The 25,963-nt window shown below is 52.2% G+C and carries 20 protein-coding genes; 18 read left to right on the plus strand and 2 right to left on the minus strand.

All coding sequences use genetic code 11. The features are described from left to right. Positions 1–48: 48 nt before the first annotated feature. Entirely contained in the window at positions 49–1,086 is a 1,038-nt protein-coding gene (locus V5G20_RS04965) for an acyltransferase family protein (protein ID WP_338463197.1), read from the minus strand. A gap of 268 nt (positions 1,087–1,354) precedes the next feature. Between V5G20_RS04965 and V5G20_RS04970 the strand changes: the two genes are divergently transcribed. The 13 genes from V5G20_RS04970 (at position 1,355) to V5G20_RS05030 (ending at position 18,169) form a co-directional block, all read left to right on the plus strand. Beyond that, a complete protein-coding gene (locus V5G20_RS04970; RefSeq protein WP_251237848.1) occupies positions 1,355–2,086 on the plus strand; it encodes an SDR family NAD(P)-dependent oxidoreductase in 732 nt (243 codons plus the stop codon). Between the two features lie 107 nt (positions 2,087–2,193). After that, positions 2,194–2,766 (plus strand): DNA-3-methyladenine glycosylase I, encoded by a 573-nt coding sequence (locus V5G20_RS04975; protein WP_024985233.1) that lies wholly within the window; start codon positions 2,194–2,196, stop codon positions 2,764–2,766. A 126-nt stretch (positions 2,767–2,892) separates the two neighbouring features. After that, on the plus strand, positions 2,893–3,372 hold the full coding sequence (locus V5G20_RS04980) for a GyrI-like domain-containing protein (protein ID WP_003390067.1): 480 nt from the start codon (positions 2,893–2,895) through the stop codon (positions 3,370–3,372). 317 nt (positions 3,373–3,689) lie between these two features. Further along, complete coding sequence (locus V5G20_RS04985) at positions 3,690–5,249, plus strand: ATP-binding protein (RefSeq protein WP_122957856.1); 1,560 nt, start codon at positions 3,690–3,692, stop codon at positions 5,247–5,249. Positions 5,250–5,336: 87 nt separating this feature from the next. Further along, complete coding sequence (locus tag V5G20_RS04990) at positions 5,337–7,883, plus strand: WG repeat-containing protein (protein ID WP_122957822.1); 2,547 nt, start codon at positions 5,337–5,339, stop codon at positions 7,881–7,883. A gap of 268 nt (positions 7,884–8,151) precedes the next feature. Then, positions 8,152–9,852 carry a molecular chaperone HscC gene (locus V5G20_RS04995; RefSeq protein ID WP_024985236.1) on the plus strand — a complete coding sequence of 567 codons (1,701 nt, stop codon included), beginning with the start codon at positions 8,152–8,154 and terminating at the stop codon, positions 9,850–9,852. A gap of 1 nt (position 9,853) precedes the next feature. Continuing rightward, positions 9,854–12,490: a tetratricopeptide repeat protein gene (locus V5G20_RS05000; RefSeq protein ID WP_327970200.1), complete on the plus strand. Its 2,637-nt coding sequence runs from the start codon at positions 9,854–9,856 to the stop codon at positions 12,488–12,490. A gap of 3 nt (positions 12,491–12,493) precedes the next feature. Continuing rightward, a complete protein-coding gene (locus V5G20_RS05005; protein ID WP_216621097.1) occupies positions 12,494–13,456 on the plus strand; it encodes a DUF1266 domain-containing protein in 963 nt (320 codons plus the stop codon). Between the two features lie 259 nt (positions 13,457–13,715). Beyond that, positions 13,716–14,384: an aspartate/glutamate racemase family protein gene (locus tag V5G20_RS05010; RefSeq protein ID WP_024985239.1), complete on the plus strand. Its 669-nt coding sequence runs from the start codon at positions 13,716–13,718 to the stop codon at positions 14,382–14,384. Beyond that, positions 14,381–15,043: an AroM family protein gene (locus V5G20_RS05015; protein ID WP_039070157.1), complete on the plus strand. Its 663-nt coding sequence runs from the start codon at positions 14,381–14,383 to the stop codon at positions 15,041–15,043. The genes V5G20_RS05010 and V5G20_RS05015 overlap by 4 nt, the downstream gene beginning before the upstream one ends. Positions 15,044–15,266: 223 nt before the next feature. Further along, positions 15,267–16,829, plus strand: coding sequence for a PucR family transcriptional regulator (locus V5G20_RS05020; protein ID WP_024985241.1), 1,563 nt, complete (start codon positions 15,267–15,269; stop codon positions 16,827–16,829). Positions 16,830–16,979: 150 nt separating this feature from the next. Further along, positions 16,980–17,609: a hypothetical protein gene (locus V5G20_RS05025; protein ID WP_122957820.1), complete on the plus strand. Its 630-nt coding sequence runs from the start codon at positions 16,980–16,982 to the stop codon at positions 17,607–17,609. A gap of 77 nt (positions 17,610–17,686) precedes the next feature. Continuing rightward, positions 17,687–18,169, plus strand: a complete 483-nt coding sequence (locus tag V5G20_RS05030; protein ID WP_231504361.1) for a hypothetical protein — start codon at positions 17,687–17,689, stop codon at positions 18,167–18,169. Between the two features lie 51 nt (positions 18,170–18,220). On the opposite strand, the gene V5G20_RS05035 is transcribed toward V5G20_RS05030, so the two are convergent. Next, positions 18,221–19,441: an IS256 family transposase gene (locus V5G20_RS05035; protein WP_025845625.1), complete on the minus strand. Its 1,221-nt coding sequence runs from the start codon at positions 19,439–19,441 to the stop codon at positions 18,221–18,223. Between the two features lie 610 nt (positions 19,442–20,051). Here V5G20_RS05035 and V5G20_RS05040 point away from each other — a divergent pair. The 5 genes from V5G20_RS05040 to V5G20_RS05060 all read left to right on the plus strand — a co-directional run bounded on the left by V5G20_RS05040 (position 20,052) and on the right by V5G20_RS05060 (position 25,949). Then, positions 20,052–21,062: an ABC transporter permease gene (locus tag V5G20_RS05040; RefSeq protein ID WP_003390054.1), complete on the plus strand. Its 1,011-nt coding sequence runs from the start codon at positions 20,052–20,054 to the stop codon at positions 21,060–21,062. A 24-nt stretch (positions 21,063–21,086) separates the two neighbouring features. Next, positions 21,087–21,983: an ABC transporter permease gene (locus tag V5G20_RS05045; RefSeq protein ID WP_122957818.1), complete on the plus strand. Its 897-nt coding sequence runs from the start codon at positions 21,087–21,089 to the stop codon at positions 21,981–21,983. Between the two features lie 31 nt (positions 21,984–22,014). Beyond that, positions 22,015–23,607 (plus strand): ABC transporter substrate-binding protein, encoded by a 1,593-nt coding sequence (locus V5G20_RS05050; protein ID WP_003390052.1) that lies wholly within the window; start codon positions 22,015–22,017, stop codon positions 23,605–23,607. 113 nt (positions 23,608–23,720) lie between these two features. Then, on the plus strand, positions 23,721–24,992 hold the full coding sequence (locus tag V5G20_RS05055; protein ID WP_003390051.1) for a M20 family metallopeptidase: 1,272 nt from the start codon (positions 23,721–23,723) through the stop codon (positions 24,990–24,992). Between the two features lie 15 nt (positions 24,993–25,007). Continuing rightward, positions 25,008–25,949, plus strand: a complete 942-nt coding sequence (locus V5G20_RS05060; RefSeq protein ID WP_003390049.1) for a DUF1177 domain-containing protein — start codon at positions 25,008–25,010, stop codon at positions 25,947–25,949. The last annotated feature ends 14 nt before the right edge of the window (positions 25,950–25,963 follow it).

Genomic DNA, 25,963 nt, shown 5'->3' on the forward strand with positions numbered 1-25,963 from the left:
AACAATTGGGGTGCAGTTCAAGCTTGGATGCCTTTTTCGGCTGTCGTCTTATTCATATCTCTCCCGAATGACCCGCCACCTCGTCTTGATGAGGCTCTCAATGCCTTTCGTAATTTGCACCAGCAGGATGGAAGCAAGCCCCGTGCTCGCGTAGACGACGAGCAAATACATCAGCGAATACCACGTGTTGCTGAACAGCCACGAGACGTCATTTCCGAAAAGATCCTTCAGCCATTCCTTGTAGAGAATGAGGAAGGCCGAGTGAAACAGGTAGATAAAATAGGTAAGACCTTTGCGAAACTTGAGCTGTACCTTGTCGACCAGCTCCAGGAAGAAGACGACCATGACCAAAAAGGTAATCAGTGTCGCAATCACAAAGGACAGATGAACCGCCACATACATTTTGCTGGATAGGATGAAAAAGACAGCACTGATGACGGAGACGCTTGTAAACAAAATCAGGTAGGACTGTTTCCTTTGCAGGTAAGCAAAGATGGTTTCCCGATACCAGTACACCAGATGGCCGATATAAAACGTGAAGATCCACGTCGGGAGAAGATGGCGAGTCGTCAAGCCAAGCCACCCCTGGTGGAGGTAATTAATGTACACATATTGAACCGCCATGAATACCCAAATGAGAAAAAGGATGTTTTTCTTGGTAATCACATTGCGGAACAGGTAGGCGAACAGGTAGTACTGGCAAATCATAAACACAAAATACAGGTGGCCGCCCGTTTTTCCCAGAAAGATGTTGAAAAAATCTGTGGAAGTGCGAGGCCACACGTCATTGAGCAAGTAATGATACAAGACGCCGCACACCAGGAACGGCACGTAGATGTAGGTGAGCTTTCCCGAAAAGAACTGCCAAAAGCCCGGCTTTTTCTTTTCAAGCGTATAGGCGGTCATGTATCCGCTCACGATGGCCAAAAGCACTGTGCCATAGCGGCTGATCTGGTTTAAGGCAAGCACCCAGAAGGGATCGGTAAAGTCCAGCACGGAAGCGGTAAAATGACCGACGACGACCAGAAAGGACGAAAGCAGTTGAATGAAAAACAAGGCTTTCAGGATCTTCGAGTCGGTGGACATAAGCAAGTAATCTCCATTCGTTTATTTCATGAAACATCATCATTTTCAATGAAGAAAAAGATGAAAAAGAATCAGTTTTCATGATAGTAAACTATTCTTTGAATTATATTAGAATACAGACAGTATGAAACATGTAAATTTTAAAGAGAATTCCATCGTATGGTAACGAACTTGTTGAAGCTTGGCAATTCGTCAGCATGTTCATATGCACAAGGATGATATGCATGGATATTCAGATTCCTGATTCCGCAAAGGGAGGAAGCCGACATTGCTGAAAGAGAAAGCCATTATCGTTACGGGCGCTGCTTCAGGCATCGGGCTTGAAATTGCCATACAATGCATTCAAGAGAATGCCCACGTAATCGCCTGCGACCGAAATCGCGAGAAGCTTGCGGAAATCAAGCAATCTATCAACTCGGACGCGCTGGACGTATACACTTTGGACGTCACGAGATACGAGGAGGTTGCAAGCTTTTTCGCCTGGGCCAGCGAACGGCATCCCGCAATCAACGGGCTGGTCAACAACGCCGGCATTTATCTGGGAAAAAGCATCCTCGATTATGACGTGGATGAAATCGACCAGGTGATCAACGTAAACATAAAGGGATTCATCTACTTTTCGAGGCTGTTCGGGAGAATGCTGCTTGATCAAAAAAGAGCCGGAGTCATTGTGAACCTGTCATCCGTTTCGGGATTGGAAGGAAGCTCTGATGCCGTATACGGTCTGTCAAAGGCGGCCGCAGTCGGTCTGACCAAAAGCTGTGCGATGAATTTTGCGCCGTATATCCGGGTGAATTGCGTAGCACCCACACTGGTAGATACCTCGATGATGGACAAGCTGCCTGTGTGGAGAAAGAACGAATACAGAGAGCACGAGCTGATCAAGTCCCCGGTGCTGCCTGTCGATGTGGCAAACACGGTTGTATTTCTGCTGTCTGAAAAGGGGAGGAATTATACTGGCGCTACCTTTGATTTGAACAACGGGTGTTACCTAAGGTAATCGATGGAGCGAAACGAAGAGATTGATAAACAAGCGGCTCCGGTATATGATAGAAGAAACGGATTGCGAACGTTTGTTTGCAATGGTGAAAACAGGAGGACAGGCAGATGAACCGATGCGGGTGGGTGACACAAGATCCGCTTTACCTCGAATACCATGACAAGGAGTGGGGCGTTCCGGTCTACGACGACCGTCTGCTCTTTGAATATTTGAATCTGGAAGGCGCGCAAGCAGGGCTGAGCTGGTACACAATCCTCAAAAAGAGAGAGAACTACCGGCAGGCTTTCGACAACTTTGAGCCCGAAAAAATCATCAAGTATGACGAGCGGAAAATAGACGAGCTTCTGCAAAACGAAGGCATCGTCAGAAACAAGCTGAAGATCAACGCTGTTATTGCAAACGCCAAGGCGTATTTTCGGGTTGTCGAGGAATTCGGTTCATTCAGTGCGTACATCTGGTCATTTGTGGACGGGAAACCGGTCCAAAACCATTTCAAAGAGATGAGCGAGGTGCCCGCCTCCACAAAGGTAAGCGACAGGCTGAGCAAGGATTTGAAGCGGCGGGGATTCAAGTTTGTGGGAACCACGATCTGCTATGCGTTCATGCAGGCCGTCGGAATGGTAAACGACCATATTGTGACGTGCATGTGCTACCAGGGGAAACAGAAAAAAGAAGCATAGGGATATACAGGTGCAAGCGCCTCCGGAAAAAACGGGAATTGGCTGATCAAACATGACACCCAGTTGTCAACTATCTACCCGTAAAATGTGTTTGTAAAGACAGAGACAATGAAGGGAGCAATTGGGATGGAACCGACCTATGTTTTTCAGGATGCTTTGTACATAAAGGGGATTGCTGCCAGGACGACGAATGAGCGGGAAGCACGGGGAGAAGGAAAAATTCCGGGCCTGTGGGAACGGTTTTTCACCACGGATGTAAGCGGACGGGCGAAAGCAGTCAAAAACCCTCATCTCACCTACACGCTTTATGCGAATTACGAAAATGGAGCGGCTGGCGAATATACCGTGCTGATCGGCCATGAGTCGGAAGCTGGCGAGGCAGAAGAGGGGATGGAGGTCATTTCGGTACCGGCCGCGAAGTATGCCGTCTTTACCTCGGAGAGAGGGCCGGTCGGCGCCGTCGTGACCGAAGCGTGGAAGCGCATCTGGGAATGGTCTGCGACTTCACAGGAGCGCCGTACCTTTACCGGAGACTTTGAATTGTACGATGCCCGTGACTTTGATCCGCAGAATGCAGTCGTTCGGATTTACGTAGCCGTTGAATAAGACAGCGAAGGAAGGGGCTGACAAGGAGCCTCCTATTCCTGCAAATCGGGACCGGAAACTTCTCCGGTCCTTTTTATGCCTGGAACAAAAAGGCCGCAATTGTATGAAGAAGGGGTCAGTGCTCGCAGCTCCTATTGCACGAAAATTCCGTTTATCTGTCGCCTCTCCTGTTTAAAAACGGGACAAATTCGACAAATTTAAAAGGAGATTGCCCAGCTTTAAAAGAAAGAAGAACTACCCATGAAAAAATATCCAACGAAAGAAAGGGAGCAAACAGTTCTCTCACAAGCTGGGGAAAGGAGCAGGACGTGAACTTCATGGAAACGCATCGTGTAAAAAATGATGTGCACATCAGTCAACTAGCCTCAGTAGGGCAAATCGCCGCAGGGATTGCACATGAGGTAAAGAACCCGCTGACAGCCGTAAAGGGTTTTTTGCAGTTGCTCAAGGAGGAGCCGAATGAAACATACGTTGACATTGCCCAATCGGAACTGCAGAATGCTTTGGCTACGCTTGAAAACCTTTTGCATGTAGCCAAGCCCGATCTGGAGGAGGAGTCCATACAGTCCGTTAATCTTTCTGTAGAGCTGGAATCCTTGGTACATCTTTTTCAGGACCAATTGTATCGCGTGGAGATAAGAAAGAAAATTCACAATACGGACGCCTGCGTGTATGGACGGAAGAATCAGCTTAAAAAAGCATTTTTCAACCTGCTGAAAAACGCTTTTGAAGCGATTCCGGACAAGGGAGCCATCACGATTGAACACAAGGTGGAAGAGGAGCAAGTGGTTATCTCCATCGAGGATACCGGAACGGGAATTCCGCAGGAAAAGCTGTCTATGCTGGGCACCCCTTTCTTTTCCACAAAAGTCGACGGGACCGGGATGGGACTGACCCAAGTGTTTTCTGTCATTCATCAACATGGAGGCAGGATTCAGGTTTACAGCGAGGAAGGAAAGGGTACACGCTTCACGCTGAGCATCCCCAAGGAATCAACAAGGTTAACTCGTGGAGTGATTGAATTGAAATTGCATTCAACAGCAGGCCAGGAGCTGCGGGATTTCTTTCTGGAAAATCGGAACGAATTCGAACAATGCTTGCTGGCTGAGGCGGTCAACGTCAAGGAGAAAATACACGAAATACAGCAGGTGGGAAACGTCAACTTGCTGGCGAACGCTCATAAGCTGGTCCTTTACATCGTCGATGGCCGCGAGCACGATGTGATTTCCTTCGCCCGACAGGAAGGGGTTGTCTGGGCCAAGCATTCGCTGACATTAGCGTTCAAGCTCGAGTGGGTGCAATCCATCCGCAGGGTTCTTTGGGATTTCCTGTACAATTATGACAAGCTGCAGAATCTCGAGAGCAGCCGGGAAAACTTCTACTCGCTGGAAAAACAAATCAATGAGTTGGTCGATCGGTTCCTTAATTATTTCTTTATCAGCTACTCCGATTACAAGGAGCAGCTTATTCAGAAGCAGAGAGAACTCGTCGACTATTTATCTGTCCAGTTCATTCCGTTAAAGCCTGCCATGTGCATTTTGCCGCTGGTAGGAGCGATAGACAGCCATCGTTTTTCTTTAATTGAGGATAAAGTCATTACGCAGATTGGCACGAATAAAATCGAGGTGCTGATTTTGGACCTCTCCGGCGTTGCCGAAATGGAGATAGCCGTGATGGAACGCTTCTTGCACCTGCTCGAAGGCATAGCGATGATGGGCTGCAAGGGTGTCATCACCGGTATGCGCCCGGAAATCGTAAAGGTCATGATCAGAAACGGAATATCGTTTGACAGTAAAGCTATTATGAAAGGAACGCTTCAACAGGCCTTGGTGGGGTACATGACGCCGGGACCTGAACCGGAAATCCCCCCGGTGTAACGGCTGTCGCATGGCCAGCATTTTGGGTCACCACCTGTATTTGCCCACATATGATATCTCAAAACATTTACATGGGAGAGTTAGGCAATGTGGGATAAACAGCTGGAACTTACGGTAGATAAGCTTTTGCCCTGTGGAGCAAAGATCCTCGCAGCAGCAGGGAAGGCGCCGTCGGACGAGGCTCCCTCGCCGTTTATTTGTTTGCGCGATCTGGACGGCGATGGAGAGGCAGAGCTGGCTGGCGCCTACAGGTGGGTCGGGGAAACCTTTTTCACGGTATGGAAAAATGGAGCGGACGGCTGGTATGCAGTCCAGACGCTTTCCAGCAGAAAGGCGGTCATTTGCGATCTGCACACGGCGCCCGTGACCAGCAGCGAAAAGTTTGACGTCATCATCGGCTGGCAGGCTGACGGGGAAGCTGCGTTGATTCAAACCCGGCATGATTGGCCGTTTGTGCTGACAACCAGAGAAGCGGGAGAAGCAGAGCCAGCCGCGCTTGCTGTCTATGAGTGGACGCAGCGCGGGCTTTTGAACAGAGCGATGCCCCCTCTCTCCTATCACAAGCTGGAAGTAGCCGATCTCGAATCTGCTGCGGGAGTGGACGGGATTGCCGAGATCATCCTCTGGCAGCAGGAGGAGGGAGGGGTGTATACGGCCGATGTATACAAATGGAACGGGGAGCGATTGCAGCAAGCCAATGATCGCTTTCCTTCCTATTTTCAGCAGATAGCTGCGCAACTTCGGGAACAGGCAAAAGAACGGCCGGAAGATGCGAGTCTCTGGTACCAGCTTGCCAGTGCCGAGCAAAAAGCAGGACTGCCGGCACAGGCGGTTCACTCGCTCGCTACAGCGGTGAAGCTGCGCCCGTCATCCGCCGGAAAATGGCAGTCGGTTATCCGGTTGATCCGCAGCGAGCTGCAAACCAGGGCTGCTTTGTACCCCGCCCCCGTCAAAACGGCAGAAGGTACAAAATGGGGGTACATTGACAGAAACGGACGTTTTATCATTTCACCTCGTTTTGACTACGCCGAAGATTTTCAAAATAACGGTTTGGCCGTCGTGCAAGCAAACAACCACAGCGGCCTGATCAACCAGCTCGGGATATTTGTCGTAGGTCCTATTTATCAGTCGATTGCCCCCTTTTCCGAAGGGCGGGCAGCCGTTGTCGATGACCGCGGCTTTCGGGTCATTGATGAAAGAGGGAACATGTTAACGGCCACGCCTTACTCCTATATCGGAACGTATAAGGAGGGGCGGGCAGTTTTCACAAAGGTCGATGCACAAGGCCGTTCCCATTACGGCTACCTGGATCTTTCCGGCACGGAAATTATCCCGCCGGTGTATATGTCTGCCAACGACTTTCAGGACGGAAGAGCGCTTGTGCAGGTCAGGGAGGGAGAATTCGCCCTCATCGACCGCAGCGGGAAGGCGCTTCATTCCTACCAGCATCCCTATGTAGGACCGCCGGGAGACGGCCTGTTGGCATTCTCGGAGACGGAGAGCGGCCCCAAGGGCTACATCAATGAATCCGGCGAGGTGGTCATCCCGCCGCAATTTTCGGTGGCCTTGCCGTTCGAAGCGGGAAGAGCCATCGTCAATGCCTCCAGGGATTTCTCGGAAAATCTGTACGGTCTGATCGACAAGACCGGGGCGTACGTGATCAAGCCGGAATACAACGACATCAATATGCTGGGAGCAGGGCGTCTCGCTGTTGGCCGGGCAAAGGATCCGAGCAAGCCCTACATCGGATCGGCCTATGCGATAACGGACACAGACGGCCGTTTCCTGACCGATTTTCTCTACGACCAGGTCGCCGAGTACAAAGAAGGGGTAGCATCTGCAACCGATGGCCAGAGAACCTTTTTCATCGACAGAACGGGACATGTGGCGAGAAATCTTCCGGTCGTCCCGGGCAGCGGAACGTTGACGCTGGAAGGGGAGCTGGTCAAGGCGTTTGTCGATCAACGGATATCCTACTATGACCGCAGCGGAAAACTGGTCTGGAAGCAAAACACCGCCATCCCGCTGACTGGTCAGTACCGGGTTGTCGAGCACAAGTACGCTCCGAACAGAGATTATCTCGTCTACTACCCCGAAATCAGGGGCATGGCGAACAGACAGGCGCAGGAGGCGGTCAACCAACGCTTGCGTGAGCTGTCCCAGATCAAACCGATTGATCCAAATGCACAGTTGGATTACAACTACTTTGGCGATTTTGCTGTGGCGTTCTTCAAAAATCGGCTGGTGGAGCTGGAGCTGACCGGCTACAATTACCCGTTTGGCGCCGCTCACGGAATGCCGACCATGACTTATGTCCCGATTGATTTGGTCAGCGGACGGATCTATGCTCTGAAAGACCTGTTTAAGCCGGGCAGCGATTACGTCAGGGTACTGAGCGATATCGTCGGCAACCAAATCAAAAACAATCCCGAATACTCGCACGTTTTCCCGGACTCCTTTAAAGGAATCAGTCCCGATCAGCCTTTTTATGTCAAGGAAAACGCCCTGTATCTCTACTTTGCTCCGTATGAAATTGCGCCCTACGCTGCAGGCTTTCCGACGTTCCGCATCCCTTTTTCGCAGATCGCGGACATCATTGGCGAGAATGGGGATTTTTGGAGATCGTTTCACTAAAATAGAGGAAATCGAGAAGCGCAGGTCTGCCTCAACAGCAGATTTGCGCTTTTTTGCGAAGAAAGAAGCGAGACGAGGCAAAATGCCGGTTTGTGCCATTTGCGGTCCGCACAGCAAATGGCAGCGTGGTCCGAAAGTCCTGTTTCATTTGCTTGTCCTTATATATAGGAAAAACGATTCATGATTTTTCCAAAAGTGAAAGTTGATTCAATATATTGGCAAATGCTATGATTACTTTCAAGAATTTTTTGTAGGATGTGATCGTATTATGCCGATTATTGGCATTGATTTAGGTACGACCAATAGCCTGGTTTCTTGTTGGACAGAGGAGGGCTCAGTGATCATTCCCAACGCTTTGGGAAGCAACCTGACGCCTTCTGTTGTGAGTGTAGATGAAAATGGGGAGATCCTCGTCGGACAAGTGGCCAAGGAGCGTCTGATTACACATCCCCATCTGACAGTAGAGACATTCAAGCGGTATATGGGCAGCAACAAAACCTTTCAGCTTGGATCGTATACATTTTCCCCGGAAGAGCTGTCTGCATTTGTCATCCGTTCGCTGAAGGAGGATGCAGAGGCATTTCTGGGAGAACCCGTGACAGAGGCCGTGATCAGCGTTCCGGCTTATTTTAATGATGCGCAGCGAAAAGCCACGCAGAGGGCCGGAGAATTGGCCGGCTTGAAAGTGGAGCGGCTGCTCAATGAGCCGACGGCGGCCGCGATCGCCTACGGTCTGCATCTCCAGGACCCGGAAACCAAATTCCTCGTCTTTGACCTCGGGGGCGGGACTTTTGACGTCTCCGTCCTGGAGCTGTTTGATCAGGTCATGGAGGTCAAAGCGATCGCCGGTGACAACTACCTGGGCGGCGAAGATTTCACCGAGCTTCTCTGCTCGCACTTTCTCCAGCACCATCTGCTGACAGCGAGCGATGTCAGCGAAAAAGCGATGAACGCCTTGCGTAAGCAGGCGGAGCTGTGCAAGCGGCAGCTCGGCACAGAAAAGTACGGCACGATGAGCTGCATGATCGATGACAAGACCTACGAATTGCAGATCGGCCGGGATGAATTTGAAGTCATTGCAAAGCCGCTGCTTGCTCAGCTCCGCGCTCCGATCGAGCGGGCCCTGCGCGATTCGTCGATTACTCCGCGCGAGCTGGACGCTATCGTACTGATCGGCGGCGCTACACGGATGCCGCTCATCTATTCGTTTGTCGGCAAACTGTTTGGGCGCCTGCCTGCATCGCATATCCACCCGGATGAAGCCGTGGCTTTGGGAGCGGGGATTCAGGCCGCGATGAAGGAGCGGAATGAAGCGCTGCGGGAAGTGGTATTGACTGACGTCTGTCCGTACACGCTCGGCACTATGGTCGCGGTCGAGACGGACTCGGGAAGCTACGAGTCGGGTCATTTTTATCCGATCATCGAACGCAACAGTACGATCCCGGTCAGCAAGGTAGAGCGTCTTTACCCTGTGCACGAGAACCAAAAGGTGATCAAGGTGGAGATTTATCAGGGAGAGAGCCGTCTGACGAAAAACAACATCAAGCTCGGGCAGATGGAAATCCCGATTCCTCCCGCCACCGCTGGCCAGCAGGCTGTGGACGTCCGCTACACCTACGATATTAACGGCATTCTGGAAGTAGAGGTCACCGTCGTCGAGACGGGCGTGAAAAAACGGATGATTATCGAAGAGAACCCCGGGGCCGTTTCCCGCAAGGAAATCGAGCAACGTCTGAAGGAGCTGGAGGCCATCAAGATCCATCCCCGAGACAGGATGGAAAACAGGCTGCTCCTGGCACGGGGAGAGAGGATGTACGAAGAATCGCTGGCGGAAAAACGGTACGAGATCGCCCAAGCCTTGCAGCGCTTCGAAAATGTCCTCAAGCGTCAAAATGATGCGGAAATCAAGAAGGAAGCGGAGCTGCTGAAGGCTGTGCTGGATCGGATTGAGAGGTGCCAGGACTATTAATATGAACAGTTGGGAATTTTTGGGTATCGAACCTACGTCCGATCAGGGGGCAATCAAGCGAGCGTATGCCAGACTGTTGAAAACCTATCACCCGGAGGACGATCCGGAAGGGTTTCAGCGGCTGCGGGAAGCGTATGAGCATGCCCTCCGCGAAGCGAAATTTTTACAGGAAGCGGCTGCGTCAGGCGATGCGGCTGGTTCTGTTTTTGTACTCGATCCGGAGGAGGAAGCAGCTCCGGCAGCAGAAGCGGTATGGACTGGCGTCCGGGAGCAAGGACCCCGCGAAGGGGAAGCCCTTGAAGCAGGGGTCCCTGAGCAAGCGGGAGAAAGGCTGGCCAGCCGAAGCTTTTCAGCGGGAAAAGAGCCGGCCACACCCGAGGAGCTTGCCGAGCATTTTATTTCGCAAGTGACTGTGCTCTACGCTGATTTCCCATCCCGGATTGACCGCGAGAAATGGGTGGCGCTGCTGGAAAAGGAAGAATACTGGCAGCTGGAAGTCAAGCAGCGGACCAACAAAGAAATGCTGACATTCCTGATGGAGAAGTACCATTTGCCCCGTCAAATATGGAGGCTGTTGAACGATTACTTCTTCTGGACCGATCAGGAGATGGAGCTTTCCCAGGAGTTTCCGGAAAATTTCATTCGCTTTGTCATCAACCAGATCAAAAAGCCGTGGGAGCTTCGCTACGAATTTTTGAAAAAAGACGAGGAAAGCGATTACGAGTACGACGACTTTATCGATTGCCGGGAGCACGCGTTTCGGGCGATGCTGGACAATGAGCTGGAGGAAGCCGAGAAGTACCTCGCGATTGCTTCCAACATGTTTACCGAGGACCCCGATTTGCTGAGGATGATCGGGCACTTCTATCTGCGCAAAGACGATCTGGAGAACGCTTTTCATGCCTTTTACCGGCTGACCGAGGTGCTTCCGGAGGAGATCGACGGCTACATCCATCGGGCAAACATATTGCGGAAGATTGGCAAGTACGAAGAGGCGCAAGAAGACTATCAGCATGTCCTCTCGCTTTCTCCCGACAATGAACTCGCTTTGAGCGGGCTTGCCCGCTGCTATGTCTCGCTTGGAAAGCTGACCGAGGCGAGGGCGGTGCTGAAGCGGATACTCGTTCAATGTCCGTACGACATCGACGTACAAGTCCGCCTGCTTGCGCTAAACGGCTTGCTCGCCGATCAGCTTCAGGAGGAACTGCAGGAGGCGCCGGACGATCACGAGCGCAGGTTTTGCTTGGCGAGCGTCTGCTTCGATCTGGAACGGTATGAGGAGTGCGTAGAATCACTCGACCGCATTCAGAGAGCCATTCCGCTTACAGTGGACATGGAGCTGCTCTGGGGCCGGGCGCTGATCAAGCAGGAACAGACGGAGGAAGGACTCGCTCATCTGGATAAGGCGTTGGAGCTTGCCCGCCAGGCAGGGGACAGCGAGTGGGCGATTCTCCTGGAGCGGGGTACTACGTATGTGGAAAGCAACCAATACGAGGCGGCCATCGAAGACCTGACCGCCGCCATGGAGCTTATGCCCAACCATCCCGAGATTCTCCATCAGCTGGCGGAGGCATATCGCTGCCAGAAGGAATACAAACGCTGCGTGGAGCTGTCCGATCAGGCCATTTCGTTGAACCCTACACGCTGGATTTATTATTCGACCAGGGGGCTCGCCCACTATTGGCTGAATCATTACAAGGAATCCAGAGATGACCATCAGATCGTCATCAACCACGAGTACAACTTCTCCGGGGCCTGGCATCGAAAGGCATACAGCCATTTTCGTCTGGGCGAATACGACAGGGCGATAGAAGGCTTTCACGAATCCGAACGGTGGGGGGACAACGAGCTGTCCTTTTACTTTATCGCGATCTGCCATTTCAAGTTGGGAGATTACGAGAATGCGCTCGGGGCCATTGAATATTACAAAGAGAGCCACGAAAACGACCCCGATGCCTATCTGGTGATGGGCGACGTGTATCGCGGGATGGGAGACGAGGAGCAAGCACGGGAAGTGTACTGCAGCGGGGCTGCCCAGTTCCCAGACAATCAGGATCTGGTCAAAATGGCTGTATACAGCCTGCTGAAGGAGAATGCTCAGACGAGAGCGATTCCGTATCTCAAGCAGTTGCTGCTGGGCGAGGACTATCGCGAATGGGCCGCCACTTCATTGCTCAACATCTCGATCCAGCAAGGGGAGTGGGAAGAGGCTGTCGCCATCGCAGACAATTTCCGCAATGTGGTACCGAAGGAGCAGTGGGACCCGACCCTCCTGTTTTATGCCGGCTATGTTCATTACCGCCTGGAGCGTTATCAGATAGCTGCGCTTTACCTGGAGCAGGCTTACCGGCTCAAAGCGGACGGCGATACATGCAGTTATTTAAGCATGGTCTATTTTGATCTGGGCAGGATGGAAGAGGCTGCTGCTTTTGCCAAGAAAGCGTTGGAGGCCGTTCCCGGAAATGCCGAGTATCAGCGCCGTTACGAGGGAATCGTCAGCCAAAGCAAGAAAGGGCTTTTCGGTCTGTTCCGTAAAAAACAATCCTCCCAAGCTTTGTGGCCATCCTCGCTTCCCTTCGTATGGCACCAGGAGCTTGAAGAGGTTCCCGACATACATTATTGGCAGGGGGAGGAATAGCCGATGAGCAGCAAACAAGCGACACTCGATCCGACCGACTTGTGGGGATTGGCGCTGGGGGCCGTTTTATTTGAGATGAACGGCTACGATGCCGCAAACAACTACGAAATCGAGCCAACCGAAGAGAATCTCGAAGCAATCCGGCGGTCTCTGAAACGAGGCTGGGGAATCGAGAGCACCGAGGATTTGATGAACAACCTGCGCTGGCTTCAGGAAGAGGGGCATCGCACCTCCTTTTACGAAATGCGTAGCTTCTTGTCCACTCTGTCTATGGCGGATCAATCAGCCTTCCTTGAGACGCTGCCGAAAAATACGGAAAAGCATATGCAGTACATCCTGGTAAAGGCGTACATGCACAAGCTTCCTCTGGCGGGCATCGCAGCATGGGATTTTGGCAGATATGTCGATTTGTGCAGGATGGGGGCTTTTGTCGGATACATATCCGAGGAAACATCATGGGAGTTGATCAGGAAAGTGGCGGTCGTGGCCCAGGAATCGTATTCGGGCTGGCTGGAGTACGGCATCAGCTACGTGGCTGGCCGTCAATTTTGGCTGGGGACGATCAGTGAGGAGAAGGCCAAGCAGCATACCGACTATGTCCGAAGCCTTGTTTTGAATAAGGACAGCCTGTGGCGGAGGCTTGATTGGAATTTGAAGCTTGTGGATGAAGAAGAGGCGGAAGAGGCTGCGGAAGCGGAAGAAGTGGAAGCAGAAGCTGTGGAGACAGTTGTAGTTGAAAAAGAAGAAGTGGAAGCAGAAGCTGTGGAGACAGTTGTAGTTGAAAAAGAAGAACTGGAAGCAGAAGCTATGGAAACAGTAGTAGCAGAAACAGTAGAAGTACAAACAGAAGCCGTAGAATCAGAAATAGCCCAAGCAGAACCAGCAGAAGTCACAGCGAAAGACGCAGAAACTGAACACATAGAAGTGGCTACCGAAGAAGCGGAAACAGAAACCAGACAGAAGTAGAGGAACGAGAACGAAAGAACGAAAAGCATTTCTGGAACAAGTACAAAAGCGAAGTCAAAGCCATGTCAAGCTATTGAAATGCCACACGACGTGAAAAGTCACCCCAGAGGTGGCTTTTCTCTTTTTTCTGCAAGCACTGATTTGTGCATAAGGGACAAATTTTATCCGTCTTTTTAGCTGATCAGGCCGTATTCCTCGCCAAACGGCTCTGCCTATAATGTAAGGAAAACACAAGGCAAAGTTGACAGGAGGGGTTGGCATGCTGGGCATTATTCGTGTTCTCACGCTTTCCGATCCCCGCGATGTACACCGTCACGGGGAGCTAATCGAGCGACAGTACCAGATTCCGGTAGTGAGCGAGTGCATCTGGGATCAGCCGAAAGGCATCTACGATCAGGAAACAGAGGACATTGCGGTCCCGAAAATCATTGAGGTGGCCAAACGCCTGGAGGCAAAGGGCTGTCAAGCGATCGGGATCAGCTGCGCGGCCGACCCGGCTTTGGCGGAAGTGAGACAGGCTGTCCGTGTCCCGGTGATCGGAGCGGGCTCGGCTGCCGCCCATCAGGCGATGGCGATGTCGCGCAAGGCGGGTGTATTGACGATTCTCGATGATGCACCGCCGCTGGTCAAACAAATCCTCGGGGATGCCTATGTCGGCATGAAAAGGCCCGATGGAGTGCGAACTACTCTTGATCTGCAAACCCCGGAAGGACGGAAAAATGCGCTCGAAGCGGCGAAGTGGCTGAAAGAACAAGGAGCAGAATCGATCGTGCTGTGCTGCACCGGCTTTGCCACGATCGGCTTTGCCAAGGAACTGATGGAGAGGCTGCAGCTGCCCGCCATGGACCCGATCATGGCGATCGGAACGACTGCCTCGATGTTTCTGAAAAAACAGAATTCGCTTTCCCCGGATGGAGCCGCCGTATGAAAAAGCTGGGGGCAATCACCATCGGTCAATCACCGCGTGTCGATGTAACGCCGGAGATGCTGCCTTTTCTCACCGAGTTTCAGGTCGTGGAAAAAGGGGCATTGGACGGGCTTGGCCCGGAAGAATTGGCAGCCCTTGCGCCGAAGCCGGGTGAAAATGTGCTGGTCAGCCGCTTGCGGGACGGCTCGCAGGTTACGATGTCCAAGCAGTCCATCCTGCACCTGATGCAGCAGCGGATCGACGAGCTGCAAGCAGATGGAGTCGACGTTATTTTGCTGTTGTGCACCGGTCATTTTCCGTCTTTTGACTGCAACGCTCTACTGCTGGAGCCGGACCGCATCCTAAACAACGCCGTTCACGGCTTGCTGGCAAAGGGCAAGCTCGGCGTCATCAATCCGGTACCCGAGCAGCGCGAAGCTTCGTTGGAGAAATGGGAACGCGACGGACTCGAGGTCTTCACGGCAGCCGGTTCTCCGTACCTGCCGGGCGACGAGATCGAAAAGGCGGCACTTTCGCTGAAGGAGCATGATGTAGACTTGATCTTGCTGGATTGCATGGGCTATACGGAGGAAATGAAGCGGACGGTCAAGCAGATTACAGGCAAGCCGGTCATCCTGTCGCGGACGCTGGTCGCGCGGGTGCTGGGAGAGCTGGGCTAAATCTACAGAGGATGACGAACTGAAGAATGGATAGCAAACTGGGGCAGTCCTATCGTAGGCAACTACTTGATCGGACTGCCCCTTTTGATACAGAGAGTGTCGCCTGCCCCTGTCTATTTCAACCAGCAAGAAAATTTTATCGTTAATACTAAATTTTTTGTCTATTTTGACTATATTTTTGCTACACTATTTTTCAAACAGCGCGGCGAAGGAGGGAAGCTTTGTGAACGGAGTGACCATTCGAGAGTTAATGGAGATGCCCCTTTTGAAAGACGCTCGTGTTATCAGTGGATTTGAAGGCATGGATCGTGTGGTGCGGTTTATTGATATCATGGAAGTCCCGGATTTGAGAGGGTGGCTGCGAGAAGGCGAACTGCTTTTGACTACAGCGTACTCCATCCGTCACGATCCTTCGCTTTTGCCCGAAATCGTCGAACATATGGCCCAGGCGGGAGCAGCGGCACTGGCGATCAAGCCGGAGAGGTTTCTCCACGACCTGCCGGAAGAGATGATTTCGGTGAGCAATCGCTATCAGCTGCCGATCATTGAGCTGCCGGCGATGATCCCCTATATGGACATCACCCATGCCGTCATGGAGCAGGTGCTGGATCGCCAGGCGGCTCTGCTGCGCCGCTCCGAGGAGGTATACCGGACGCTGACGACGATGGTTTTGGAAAACAGCGGGCTGCAAGCGGTGGCAGATAATGTTTCGGAGCTGGTCAAAGGAGCGGTCCGGGTGCTGGACAACCACGGACACGTACTCGTCTCCGTCCCGCCGGACTGGAAGCCGCAGTCCAAGCAGCTGGAATGGGATATAGCGGTAGACAAGCAGGTAGTAGGCAAGCTCCAGATAGACAAGGAAAGCCTGGACGACATCCAGCAGGTATGCGTGGAGCAGGCGCGAGTCGTGGTCGCCCTGGAGCTGATGCGTACCAAAACGGCCATGGATACAGAGAATCGATTGAGAGGAAATTTTATCGACGAGCTGCTCTCCGCCGTTCCCCCCGCCAGACATGAGGTAGAGCGGAGGGGAAGACAGCTCGGCTTGAACCCGAGCCAGGATTGGGAGGTAGCCATTATTGAAGGCAACGAAACGGTTGTTCGCCAGATCGCGGCGCCCGCTTCGCGTTTTCGCCAGTCTCTGGAGCAGGAGGCTCAGCAGAGGGGCTTCCAGGCACACGTGGAGGTCAGGCATAATTCGCTGCTGCTTCTGCTCTCCAGCAAACCGGCAGGCCAAGAACAGCCAGGAAAGGCCAAGAAAGGCACGGAAACCGAAGCTGTCCCCGGTTTTGAGTGGCGGCATGGCATTGAGCGAAGTCTGCGCGAGCAAGGGGGCAAACGGCATGATATCCATATCGGATGCGGAAGAGCCTATCCCTTGTGGCATGTGCATCAGAGCTATACGGAAGCGAGAAAAGCGCTGGCGATCGGGATGAAGCTGTCCCGTCCCATGGAGGTCACGGCCTTTGAAGATGTCGAGGCCTTTCAACTGTTGGCAGAGTATGCGGATCATGCTCATTTCTCCGAGCTGTTCGAGCGAAAGCTGGGGAAACTCCATGCACATGACAAAGAGCACGGCAGCGACTTTTTGCGAACTCTTTACCACTTCCTGGAGTCATCGGGAAATTTGATCGAGACATCCAATCGTCTCTATATTCACCGCAATTCGGTCAAATACAGACTGCAGCGGATTCGCGAAATCATTCCAATCGACTTGAGCTGTCCGAGGCAGCGTTTTGTCTATCATCTATGTCTGACGTATCATTACTTGAAAGCAAATGAATAGCCCGCTGCAGCCGTCTTCTGGACGAATCATGATCCAGCGGCGATTGCCATGCATTGCTACAAATCCCAACCATTGTAAATAATTGGGATTTTGTGTTAGAATCATTCCGTGTTGAAATTATGGGGAATACTAGGAGGAGAAAATGAGAAAATGAATATTAAAAAACTTTCTATTGCGACTGTCTTGGTTAGCAGTTTAGTCGTATCTGGAGCTGGTTCTGCCTTCGCAGCATCTCAGGGCGAGACAATTAAAATAGGGAGCCTTACGATTGTTGAACGGGTATATGAAAACCCGGTAGAATATGATTTTACAAAAGCCCTAGCAAAGAGTGATTTAAATAAGATTGGTCCCTTAGGCAATGATATGACTGGTACAGTCTATGAAATGTCCACCAAGGATCTATACAAATCAAAATCTTATGAAGCTGAAATCGAAAATGATAGTGACGAAAACGATTCCTTTTCAAGAAAGGTAACAAGAAAAACCTTTTTGACCGGAAAAATAGGTGGGTCAGGCGAGACGAAAGTCAACTGGAGGATAATAGAGGGGAAAGTCGGGATTCATGCAGAAATTTCATTCGGAAAAGAAGACACTATAGAAACAACCCACACTTGGGTCATACCAAAGCGTACGATAACAACCGTTGAATACGGATCAAAAGCTGTAAAAACAACCGGAAACCTGGTGAAATATTTCCAAGGGAGAGTAAAAGATTCTAACTACGTTAACGTCAAATATTCGTACAAAGAATATTCCAGTAAAAAATCAAAAAATCTATGATCCGACCTCTCCATGTTCTTCTCCTTCTGTTTATCGTTCTTCTTAGTGGTTGTAGCGGGGATAATTCATCAGAAACAGTGGAAAAAACACCAAGTGACATGATGCAAACAGTCCCCAAAGAAAAGTCGTATGGAAGCGTCTACGACTATTTCGAAGAATTTACAGGGGAGAATTTGAAAACATCCGTGCTTCAAATCAAAAAAAGCGATAATTCGGTAGAACTCACGTTACGAATCTTACTCTCGGATTCCTTGAAAGAAAAAATGATGCATACGGAAAAACCCATTTACTTTACGTTTGGAGATCTGCCGGGTAACGAGACAATTAAGAATTTGCTTGCTGAATCTCCTTCACTCGTTCAAATTGAGTTAAACAGTAAAGAGAATCTGTATACGATTTCGCAAAAGCTGAAGCTAAAAGAAAATTTGACGGAAGCTGATAAACAGGCGCTATTGTCTCCTGCCAATTACCGATTTCAGGTTATAAACGAAGAAGAGCTCTCTGTAGCCAGTTTTATGGGTTTGGAAAATTCGCTACTTCCAGAAGATAATCAGAAGTAGTAAAAACGGGGTCTGTCCAGTATTTTGTGTAAACCCTTTTGGAATAAAAAACTAGCGTAAGTATTGGCCGATCCGATCCGGGAAGAAAACGGAGAGCTGGAGGAGCATTTGCCCCCAGTTCTGCACTCGTCCAGTCCACTTCCTGGTGACGTCCATGGTAGCCAAATAGAGCATTTTGAGCAGGGCTTCATCGGTGGGGAAAATGCTCTTGCCCTTCGTCACCTTTCGGAGTTGCCGATGGTAACTCTCAATCATATTGGTCGTATAGATCAATTTACGAATCTCTGGTGGATACTTGAAAAAAGTAGCTAGCTCGTCCCAGTTGGTACGCCAAGAGCGAACGATGAGGGGATATTTGTTACCCCATGTTTCCTCAAAACGATCCAATTCCAGTAAGGCAGCCTCTTCTGTTGCCGCTTTGTAGATTGGCTTTAAATCCGCCGTCACTTTCTTAAGATCCTTGTAAGAAACATAACGGGTCGAGTTGCGGATTTGATGAATGATGCACTTTTGGATCTCCGTATTCGGATAGCAGGCAGAGATGGCCTGAGAGAAGCCCGTTAGGTTATCCACGCAGGTGATGAGAATGTCCTGAACCCCACGGTTCCGTAAGTCGTTCAGTACGCTCAGCCAGAACTTTGAGGATTCATTCTCTCCAATCCACATGCCTAATACGTCCTTGTTGCCGTCCAAATCAATGCCAATGACCATATAAGCCGCTTTGTTCACAATAGCACCGTCTTGCTTGACTTTGTAGTGAATGGCGTCCATAAATACAACCGCATAGATGCTTTGTAGCGGTCGGTTCTGCCATTCTTTGATGAGTGGCACGATCTTATTCGTCACATTGGAGATCATGGTAGGAGAAACGTCAATTCCATACAGATGGTTCAGATGGTCCTGAATATCCCGTGTGCTGACACCTTTGGCATACATGGCGATAATTTGGTCCTCAATGCCGGTAACGGTAGACTGATGCTTTTTCACGATAACGGGCTCAAATTCGCCATTACGGTCACGTGGCACCGCGATCTCCACCTCGCCGTATTCGCTTGTCACCGTCTTCTTTGTCTTCCCGTTACGGCTGTTTGTTGTTTTCTTTCGCTTCACATCGTGCTTTTCATAGCCGAGTTCCGTGTCAAGCTCCGCCTCTAGCATCGACTGCAGCGTTTCTGCAAACAGTTCCTTCAGTGCCGACTGCACATCGTCCATCGTCTTGAGGTTGTTTTCCTTCACAAACGCCTTCACTTGTTCCTTACTAAATCTCGCCATAGGTGTCATCCTCTCAAACCAACCTTTCTCTTATTGTAATAGGTTTTGAGAGTTTACACAGAATATTTTACAGTCCCTAAAAACGCTTGTTGCGACTTGTACTTCATGTGGCCATCGTGGCCACACTCCTCATGCCATAAAAAACACTAGGGACTTGGATGCAAGATGGAACTCGATTTCCTGTACACGAAGGAAATCGAGTTTTTTCATATTGGATTACTCCACTCTGTACTCCAGACTCGAAAATACGTTTCTGTTGATCCTGCCAGCCTATCTTCCGGGCTTTATTTTCCCCGTCTCACCGTCCTTCGGAACAATCAAATGTCTCCTTTCTCTTCCATATAAGCATGCCTTTATGGCAGGTTGCTTTGGAGATTCCTGTTTTTTACAAACAATTTTTCATTCATGCTATGTATTTGTTCGGTATTTTTTTGCACGGGTGCAAGCGAGTGAAACCGGGGCTCTTTGTTCAATGGGGACAAATGTTATGCCTCTTTTTTATTGCGAGCGGACGTAGTGGACAAGAAGTCGGTACAGGTACAATAACCACAAATATATGAAAATTTTCATATTTCAGATCTGGATCGGAAGTATGAGGGGGGTTGGGAGATTGCTCATTTACATTTTCCGAAGATTGCTGCTAATGATTCCGGGCCTCATCGGGATTATCCTGATTACATTCCTCTTGTCGAGGGTGCTGCCCGGCGATCCCGCCCTGATGATAGCGGGAGAGCAAGCGGACGAGGCACAGCTGGCAAAAATCAGAGAGGACCTGGGGCTAAACGATCCGCTCTACGTTCAGTTTTTCGACTATTTGGGCGCCCTTGCGAAAGGCGACCTTGGCTTTGCCTGGCACACCGGCCACAGCGTGCTCGAAGACTTCGCCACGCGCTTTCCGGCAACGGTCGAGCTGACGCTCTTCAGCATTTTGATCGCGATATTGGTCGCCATCCCTGTCGGGGTCGTTGCGGCGACGAAAAAAGAGTCGATCACCGACCACATATCGCGGGTGTTTTCATTGATCGGCGCCTGTGTTCCGATTTTTTGGCTCGGACTGATTCTGATCTACTTCTTTTATTCCAAGCTGGGCTGGTCCCCTGCACCGATGGGACGGATCGGCGGGGAAATCAATCCGCCTACCCATGTAACGGGGCTGTTCCTCGTGGACAGCCTGCTGTCCGGCGACATGATCGCCTTCAAGCAGGCGCTGTCGCACATCTTGCTCCCGGCGATCTGTCTGAGTACCGGGACGATGGCAATCGTCGCACGGATGGTCCGCTCCAGCATGCTGGAAGTGATCGGACAGGACTACATCCGGACGGCGAGAGCAAAGGGCTTGATGGAGCGTATCGTCATTTTCAAGCACGGTCTGGTCAACGCCTTGATTCCGACCTTGACGATACTCGGACTCCAGTTCGGCCAGCTGCTGGGCGGAGCGGTCATTACCGAGACGATCTTTTCCTGGCCCGGCCTGGGAAGCTATGTGACTGAGTCCATTTTGGCGACGGATTACGCTCCCATCCAGGCGTTTACCCTGGTCAGCGCCATCCTGTACAGCCTGATCAATCTGTCGGTCGATTTGATTTACGGATTTATCGATCCGCGCATCCGTTATGACTAGGCATCGAAGCAAAGGGGGGATTTCATGAACAGCGCAACACAGAGTTCGCCCACAACCGTTGGGAGTGCAAAGATAATCAAACCGAGGTCGACTTTTCGGCTGCTGCTGCAAAACAGGCTGGCAGCGCTCGGACTATTTTTTATCGTGATGTGGACCGTAGCGGCACTCGTGGCGCCGCTGGTCGCACCGTACGCGCCGAATGCCCCGGATACGTCCATTAAATTGCAGGGGCCAAGCGCAGAGCATTGGTTCGGTACGGACAACTTCGGCCGCGACATTTTCAGCCGCGTTCTCTACGGCGCGCAAATTTCGATTTGGACAGGCCTGATCGCCGTGGGAATCTCCTTTTGCATCGGGGTTCCGCTGGGCGGGATCGCCGCTTACTACGGCGGGGTGACCGGAAACGTGATCATGCGGGTGATGGACACCTTGCTCGCCTTTCCGTCGCTCGTCCTCGCGATGGCGATTGCCGCTTCAATTGGTCCCGGACTGATCAGCGCGATGATCGCGGTCGGGATCGTCGGGATTCCCGAGTTTGCCCGGCTGATGTTCGGACAGACCGTCTCCCTTCGCGAAAAGGAATTCGTCGAAGCGTGCCGGGCTACCGGCGTAAAGGATTCGATCATCTTGTTTCGCCACATTTTCCCCAACGCGCTGGCGCCATTGCTCGTCCGCGCGACGCTCGGGATGGGCTTTGCGATCCTGACCGCAGCCAGTCTGAGCTTCCTCGGTCTCGGTGTAAAGCCGCCGATCTCCGAATGGGGCGCGATGATTTCGGAGGGGCGGGAGTACATCATTTCCGGCGAATGGTGGCTGGTTACCTTCCCGGGCTTGGCGATTGCCACATCGATTCTCGGTTTCAACCTGCTGGGAGACGGCCTGCGAGATGTCCTTGACCCGCGCCTTCGATCCAGCAGGTAACACATATACACAAAAGTAGGGGGAGATTCATGTGAAGAAACGCAAGTGGCTAGCTCTACTAACACTGTCAGCCATGCTCGTCGCTGCGGGCTGCAGTCCCAATGCCAACCAGAAGCCGGCCGAGGGGCAAAAACAGCCTGAACAGCAGCAGGCGCAGCCTCAGGCAGGCAAAGGCATTACCATCGCGTACTCCGAAGGCGGCACGACGATGGACCCTGCGCAGGCGAGCGATCTGACCTCCGATACGCTGATCGTGGCGACCTACGACCAGCTCGTCCAATTCGGAACCAAAGAGGTAGACGGCACGCAGGTCGCCGATACCGAAGTGGTCAAGCCGATGCTGGCAAAAGAATGGAAAGTGTCCGACGACAGGCTGACCTATACCTTTACGCTCCGTGATGACGCGAAGTTCCACAGCGGCAATCCGGTCAATGCAGAGGCCGTCGTCTTCTCGATGGATCACCTGAAAAACGGGGAGTCCAGTATCTTCAAAATGGCCAGCATCGAAAGCTTTACGGCCAAGGACGACAAGACTGTCGAGCTGAAGCTGAGCAAGCAAAATCCGTTGATTCTCCAATACCTGGCGCAATACAACTTCTCGATCATCGACCCGTCGGTGGTCAAAGAGAAGGGCGTCGACTACCTGAAGACAAACGCTGCGGGCTCCGGTCCGTTCAAGCTGGAAAAGTGGGACCCTGCTTCCGAAGCGGTTCTGGTCGCCAATCCCGACTACTGGCAAGGCGCACCAAAGGTAGACAAGGTCACGATGAAATTCACCAAGGAAGCGTCCAGCCGCGTCCTGCTTTTGGGCAAAGGCGACGTCGATCTGGCTATCGAAATTCCCGTCAAAGACGTGGAAAGCTTGAAGCAAAATGAAAACGTCACGATCCACTCCAACCCGAGCAACCGGATTCTGTATTTCGCCATGAACAACAAAGTAAAGCCGTTTGACAACCCGAAGGTCCGTCAGGCCATCTCCTACGCGATTCCGTATGACAAGCTGATCAACGACGTCATGTACGGCCAGGCCAAACAGCTGAAGAGTGCCGTTCCGAGCAACACGCCAGGCTCTACCGACGCCGGTTTTGTCTACACGCACGATCTGGAAAAAGCAAAGCAGTTGCTGAAGGAAGCGGGACTTGAGAACGGATTCTCGTTTGACTTCACGCTCGGCTCCGGGTTCCAGGATTGGGAAGATGACGCGGTGCTGATTCAGGCCGAGCTGGAAAAAATCGGTGTAAAAATGAACATCAAGAAAGTGGCTCGCGCGCAGTTCCTGCAAATGCAAAAAGAAAAGAATCTGACGGCGTTTCTGTCCAAGTGGACTTCGTTTGTAAACGACCCCGGCTATCACCTTGGCTTCCTGCTGTACGGCAAAGGCTCCTCCAACTACATCAACTACCAAAATCCGAAGGTGGACGAGCTGTGGGAGAAGGCGGATGTCGAGGCCGATCCGGTCAAGCGCTACGAAATGTACAAAGAGGCGCAGCAGCTCATCACGGCTGATGCACCGTGGGCGTACATGTACGAATACAACCGTGTAGTCGGAGTGAACAAAAACCTGAAAGGGTACGCGTTCTTCCCGGATGAAATCATCCGCTTCTACCCGCTCTCCAAAGAGTAGAGACAACAACAGCCCCCGGTTCGCACAACGGGGGCCTCACTTTCCAAACCTGACAGTTTCCTGTCGCCGATGAGCCATCACATCTACTTATTGCCGTGAAAAGGGGTGCACCAATGACTGATTGGAATCGATTGGTTATCGAAGAAATTGACAAGCGACAAGACGAGCTGATTGAGCTTTGCTCCAGGCTGATCCAGTTTCCCAGCGAAAACCCGCCGGGAGATTCCCGGCCGATCAGCAAGTTCATCATCGACTATTTGAAGCAGGAAGGGATCGACACCGCGATCCACGAATCCGGGGAAACGATGTGGAACCTGATCTCCACCATCGGCAGCCCGTCGCCTGACCGCCATCTTTTGTATTGCGGCCACACGGATGTAGTGCCGGCTGGCGACCTCTCCCGGTGGGACGTACCCCCGTACAGCGGCCTGGTGAAGGACGGCTTTATTCACGGACGCGGCGCAACCGATATGAAGGGCGGTCTTGCCGGATTGATCTTCGTCACGGGCTTGTTTGCCCGGCTGGGCGTTCCGCTGGCGGGGAATTTGTCTCTCTTTATTGTCCCTGACGAGGAGACCGGCGGCGATCTCGGTGTGCCCTGGGTGCTCGATCGCGGTCTGATCGCGGGGACAGCAGCGGTGATCGCGGAGCCATCCCATCCGCAAAACCCGACCATCGGGCAAAAGGGCAGCTGCTGGTTTGAATTTACGGTTGAAGGCACCCCCGGTCACGGCAGTCTCGCTCCGCTCAACGGCGAGAGCGCCATCCTGAAGGCGGCCCGGGCGATCCAGGCCCTGCAAAAGCTGTGGGAGCTGAAGCCGGACATTCCGGCAGAGGTACAGGACATCATCAACATTTCCAAAGAGTTTGCACTCGTGCGCAATCCCGGCAAGGACGTCAGCGCCGTGCATGACCACGTGACGATCAACATCGGCACGATCAGCGGCGGGACGAAGGTAAATGTGGTGGCTGACCGCTGCACCGTGCAGGTGGATACGCGGGTGCCGTTTGGCCTCGACTATCGGGACGTGCTCGCCGAAGCGAAGCGGCTGCTCTTGGAAGAGGGAATCGATGTGGAGCTGAAGCCGTTTGGATTCCAGGGCAACGCCAACTGGACATCGGATTCCGAAGACATCGTCCGCCTGCTGGTGGAAAGCATTACGGACGTGAGCCAAAAGGAAGCGTACGGCGTGCTGCAATGGGCGTCAAGCGACGCTCGCCACTTCAGAAAGCACGGAATTCCGGTGCTGCAATACGGTCCTTCCGAGCTTGCTGGCATCCACTCGTTCAACGAGCGCGTGCCGGTCGATCAAGTGATCCAGGCGGCAAAGGTATACGCGCTGACCGCCTTGAAATATCTCGGCACCACAAATGCCAACAAGTAAAAGGAGGGTACTGCCTTGTTAAAACAAGTATTGGAAGTAGTAGATTTGCTCGATGACGCGACAGTAAACGGAAAAAAGGTGGAGGCGTACTTGCAAGGCAAGGGAGCGGCAGCGATTCACGTCGAAACGGTTTCTTCCCCGAAAGGCTCCACCGACTTCATTCAGATCAAAATCCCGGGGAAGACCGGACGGACAAACGGCGGACAAAGTCCCACTCTCGGAATCATCGGCCGTCTCGGCGGCATCGGTGCCCGGCCTGAACAAATCGGCTTCGTATCCGATGGCGACGGTGCGGCTGCAGCCATCGCCGCTGCCGCCAAGCTGATCGAAATGCAGGCAAAGGGCGACACCTTGGACGGGGATGTCATCATCGCCACCCACATTTGCCCCGATGCGCCGACAAGACCGCATGATCCCGTTCCGTTTATGGATTCGCCGACAGACATTTTGACCATGAACAAGTACGAGGTATCGCCGGAAATGGAGGCGATTCTCTCCATTGATACGACGAAAGGTAACCGCGTCATCAACCACAAAGGCATCGCCATTTCTCCGACCGTGCGCGAGGGGTATGTACTGCGGATCAGCGAGGATCTGGTTGAAATTCTTCAGACCGTAACCGGGCAGCCAGCCGTCACCTTTGCTGTCACGACGCAGGACATTACTCCGTACGGCAACGGCCTGTACCACATCAACAGCATTTTGCAGCCAGCCGTGGCCACCTCGGCTCCTGTGGTCGGCGTAGCCGTCACGGCAGCTTCGACAGTTCCCGGCTGCGCGACAGGCGCTTCGCACGAGGTCGACATCGCGCTTGCGGCCCGTTTCGCCGTTGAGACGGCCAAGCAGTACGGCAGGGGCAAATGCTCGTTCCACTCCGAGGAGGAGTTCGCCCGCATCCAGGAGCTGTACGGCTCGATGAAGCACCTGCAAACACTGGGCGGCGTTTCAAAGAATTAGGAAAGAGAGGCGAC

Source organism: Brevibacillus borstelensis (assembly GCF_036700025.1).
Taxonomy (GTDB): Bacteria; Bacillota; Bacilli; order Brevibacillales; family Brevibacillaceae; genus Brevibacillus; species Brevibacillus borstelensis.

Excerpts from the sequence above, each read along its gene's own strand:
- V5G20_RS04965 (WP_338463197.1), bottom strand. The coding sequence starts at position 1,086 with ATGTCCACCGACTCGAAGATCCTGAAAGCCTTGTTTTTCATTCAACTG.
- V5G20_RS04975 (WP_024985233.1), top strand. The coding sequence starts at position 2,194 with ATGAACCGATGCGGGTGGGTGACACAAGATCCGCTTTACCTCGAATAC.
- V5G20_RS04980 (WP_003390067.1), top strand. The coding sequence starts at position 2,893 with ATGGAACCGACCTATGTTTTTCAGGATGCTTTGTACATAAAGGGGATT.
- V5G20_RS04985 (WP_122957856.1), top strand. The coding sequence starts at position 3,690 with ATGGAAACGCATCGTGTAAAAAATGATGTGCACATCAGTCAACTAGCC.
- V5G20_RS04990 (WP_122957822.1), top strand. The coding sequence starts at position 5,337 with ATGTGGGATAAACAGCTGGAACTTACGGTAGATAAGCTTTTGCCCTGT.
- V5G20_RS04995 (WP_024985236.1), top strand. The coding sequence starts at position 8,152 with ATGCCGATTATTGGCATTGATTTAGGTACGACCAATAGCCTGGTTTCT.
- V5G20_RS05000 (WP_327970200.1), top strand. The coding sequence starts at position 9,854 with ATGAACAGTTGGGAATTTTTGGGTATCGAACCTACGTCCGATCAGGGG.
- V5G20_RS05005 (WP_216621097.1), top strand. The coding sequence starts at position 12,494 with ATGAGCAGCAAACAAGCGACACTCGATCCGACCGACTTGTGGGGATTG.
- V5G20_RS05010 (WP_024985239.1), top strand. The coding sequence starts at position 13,716 with ATGCTGGGCATTATTCGTGTTCTCACGCTTTCCGATCCCCGCGATGTA.
- V5G20_RS05015 (WP_039070157.1), top strand. The coding sequence starts at position 14,381 with ATGAAAAAGCTGGGGGCAATCACCATCGGTCAATCACCGCGTGTCGAT.
- V5G20_RS05025 (WP_122957820.1), top strand. The coding sequence starts at position 16,980 with ATGAATATTAAAAAACTTTCTATTGCGACTGTCTTGGTTAGCAGTTTA.
- V5G20_RS05035 (WP_025845625.1), bottom strand. The coding sequence starts at position 19,441 with ATGGCGAGATTTAGTAAGGAACAAGTGAAGGCGTTTGTGAAGGAAAAC.
- V5G20_RS05045 (WP_122957818.1), top strand. The coding sequence starts at position 21,087 with ATGAACAGCGCAACACAGAGTTCGCCCACAACCGTTGGGAGTGCAAAG.
- V5G20_RS05055 (WP_003390051.1), top strand. The coding sequence starts at position 23,721 with ATGACTGATTGGAATCGATTGGTTATCGAAGAAATTGACAAGCGACAA.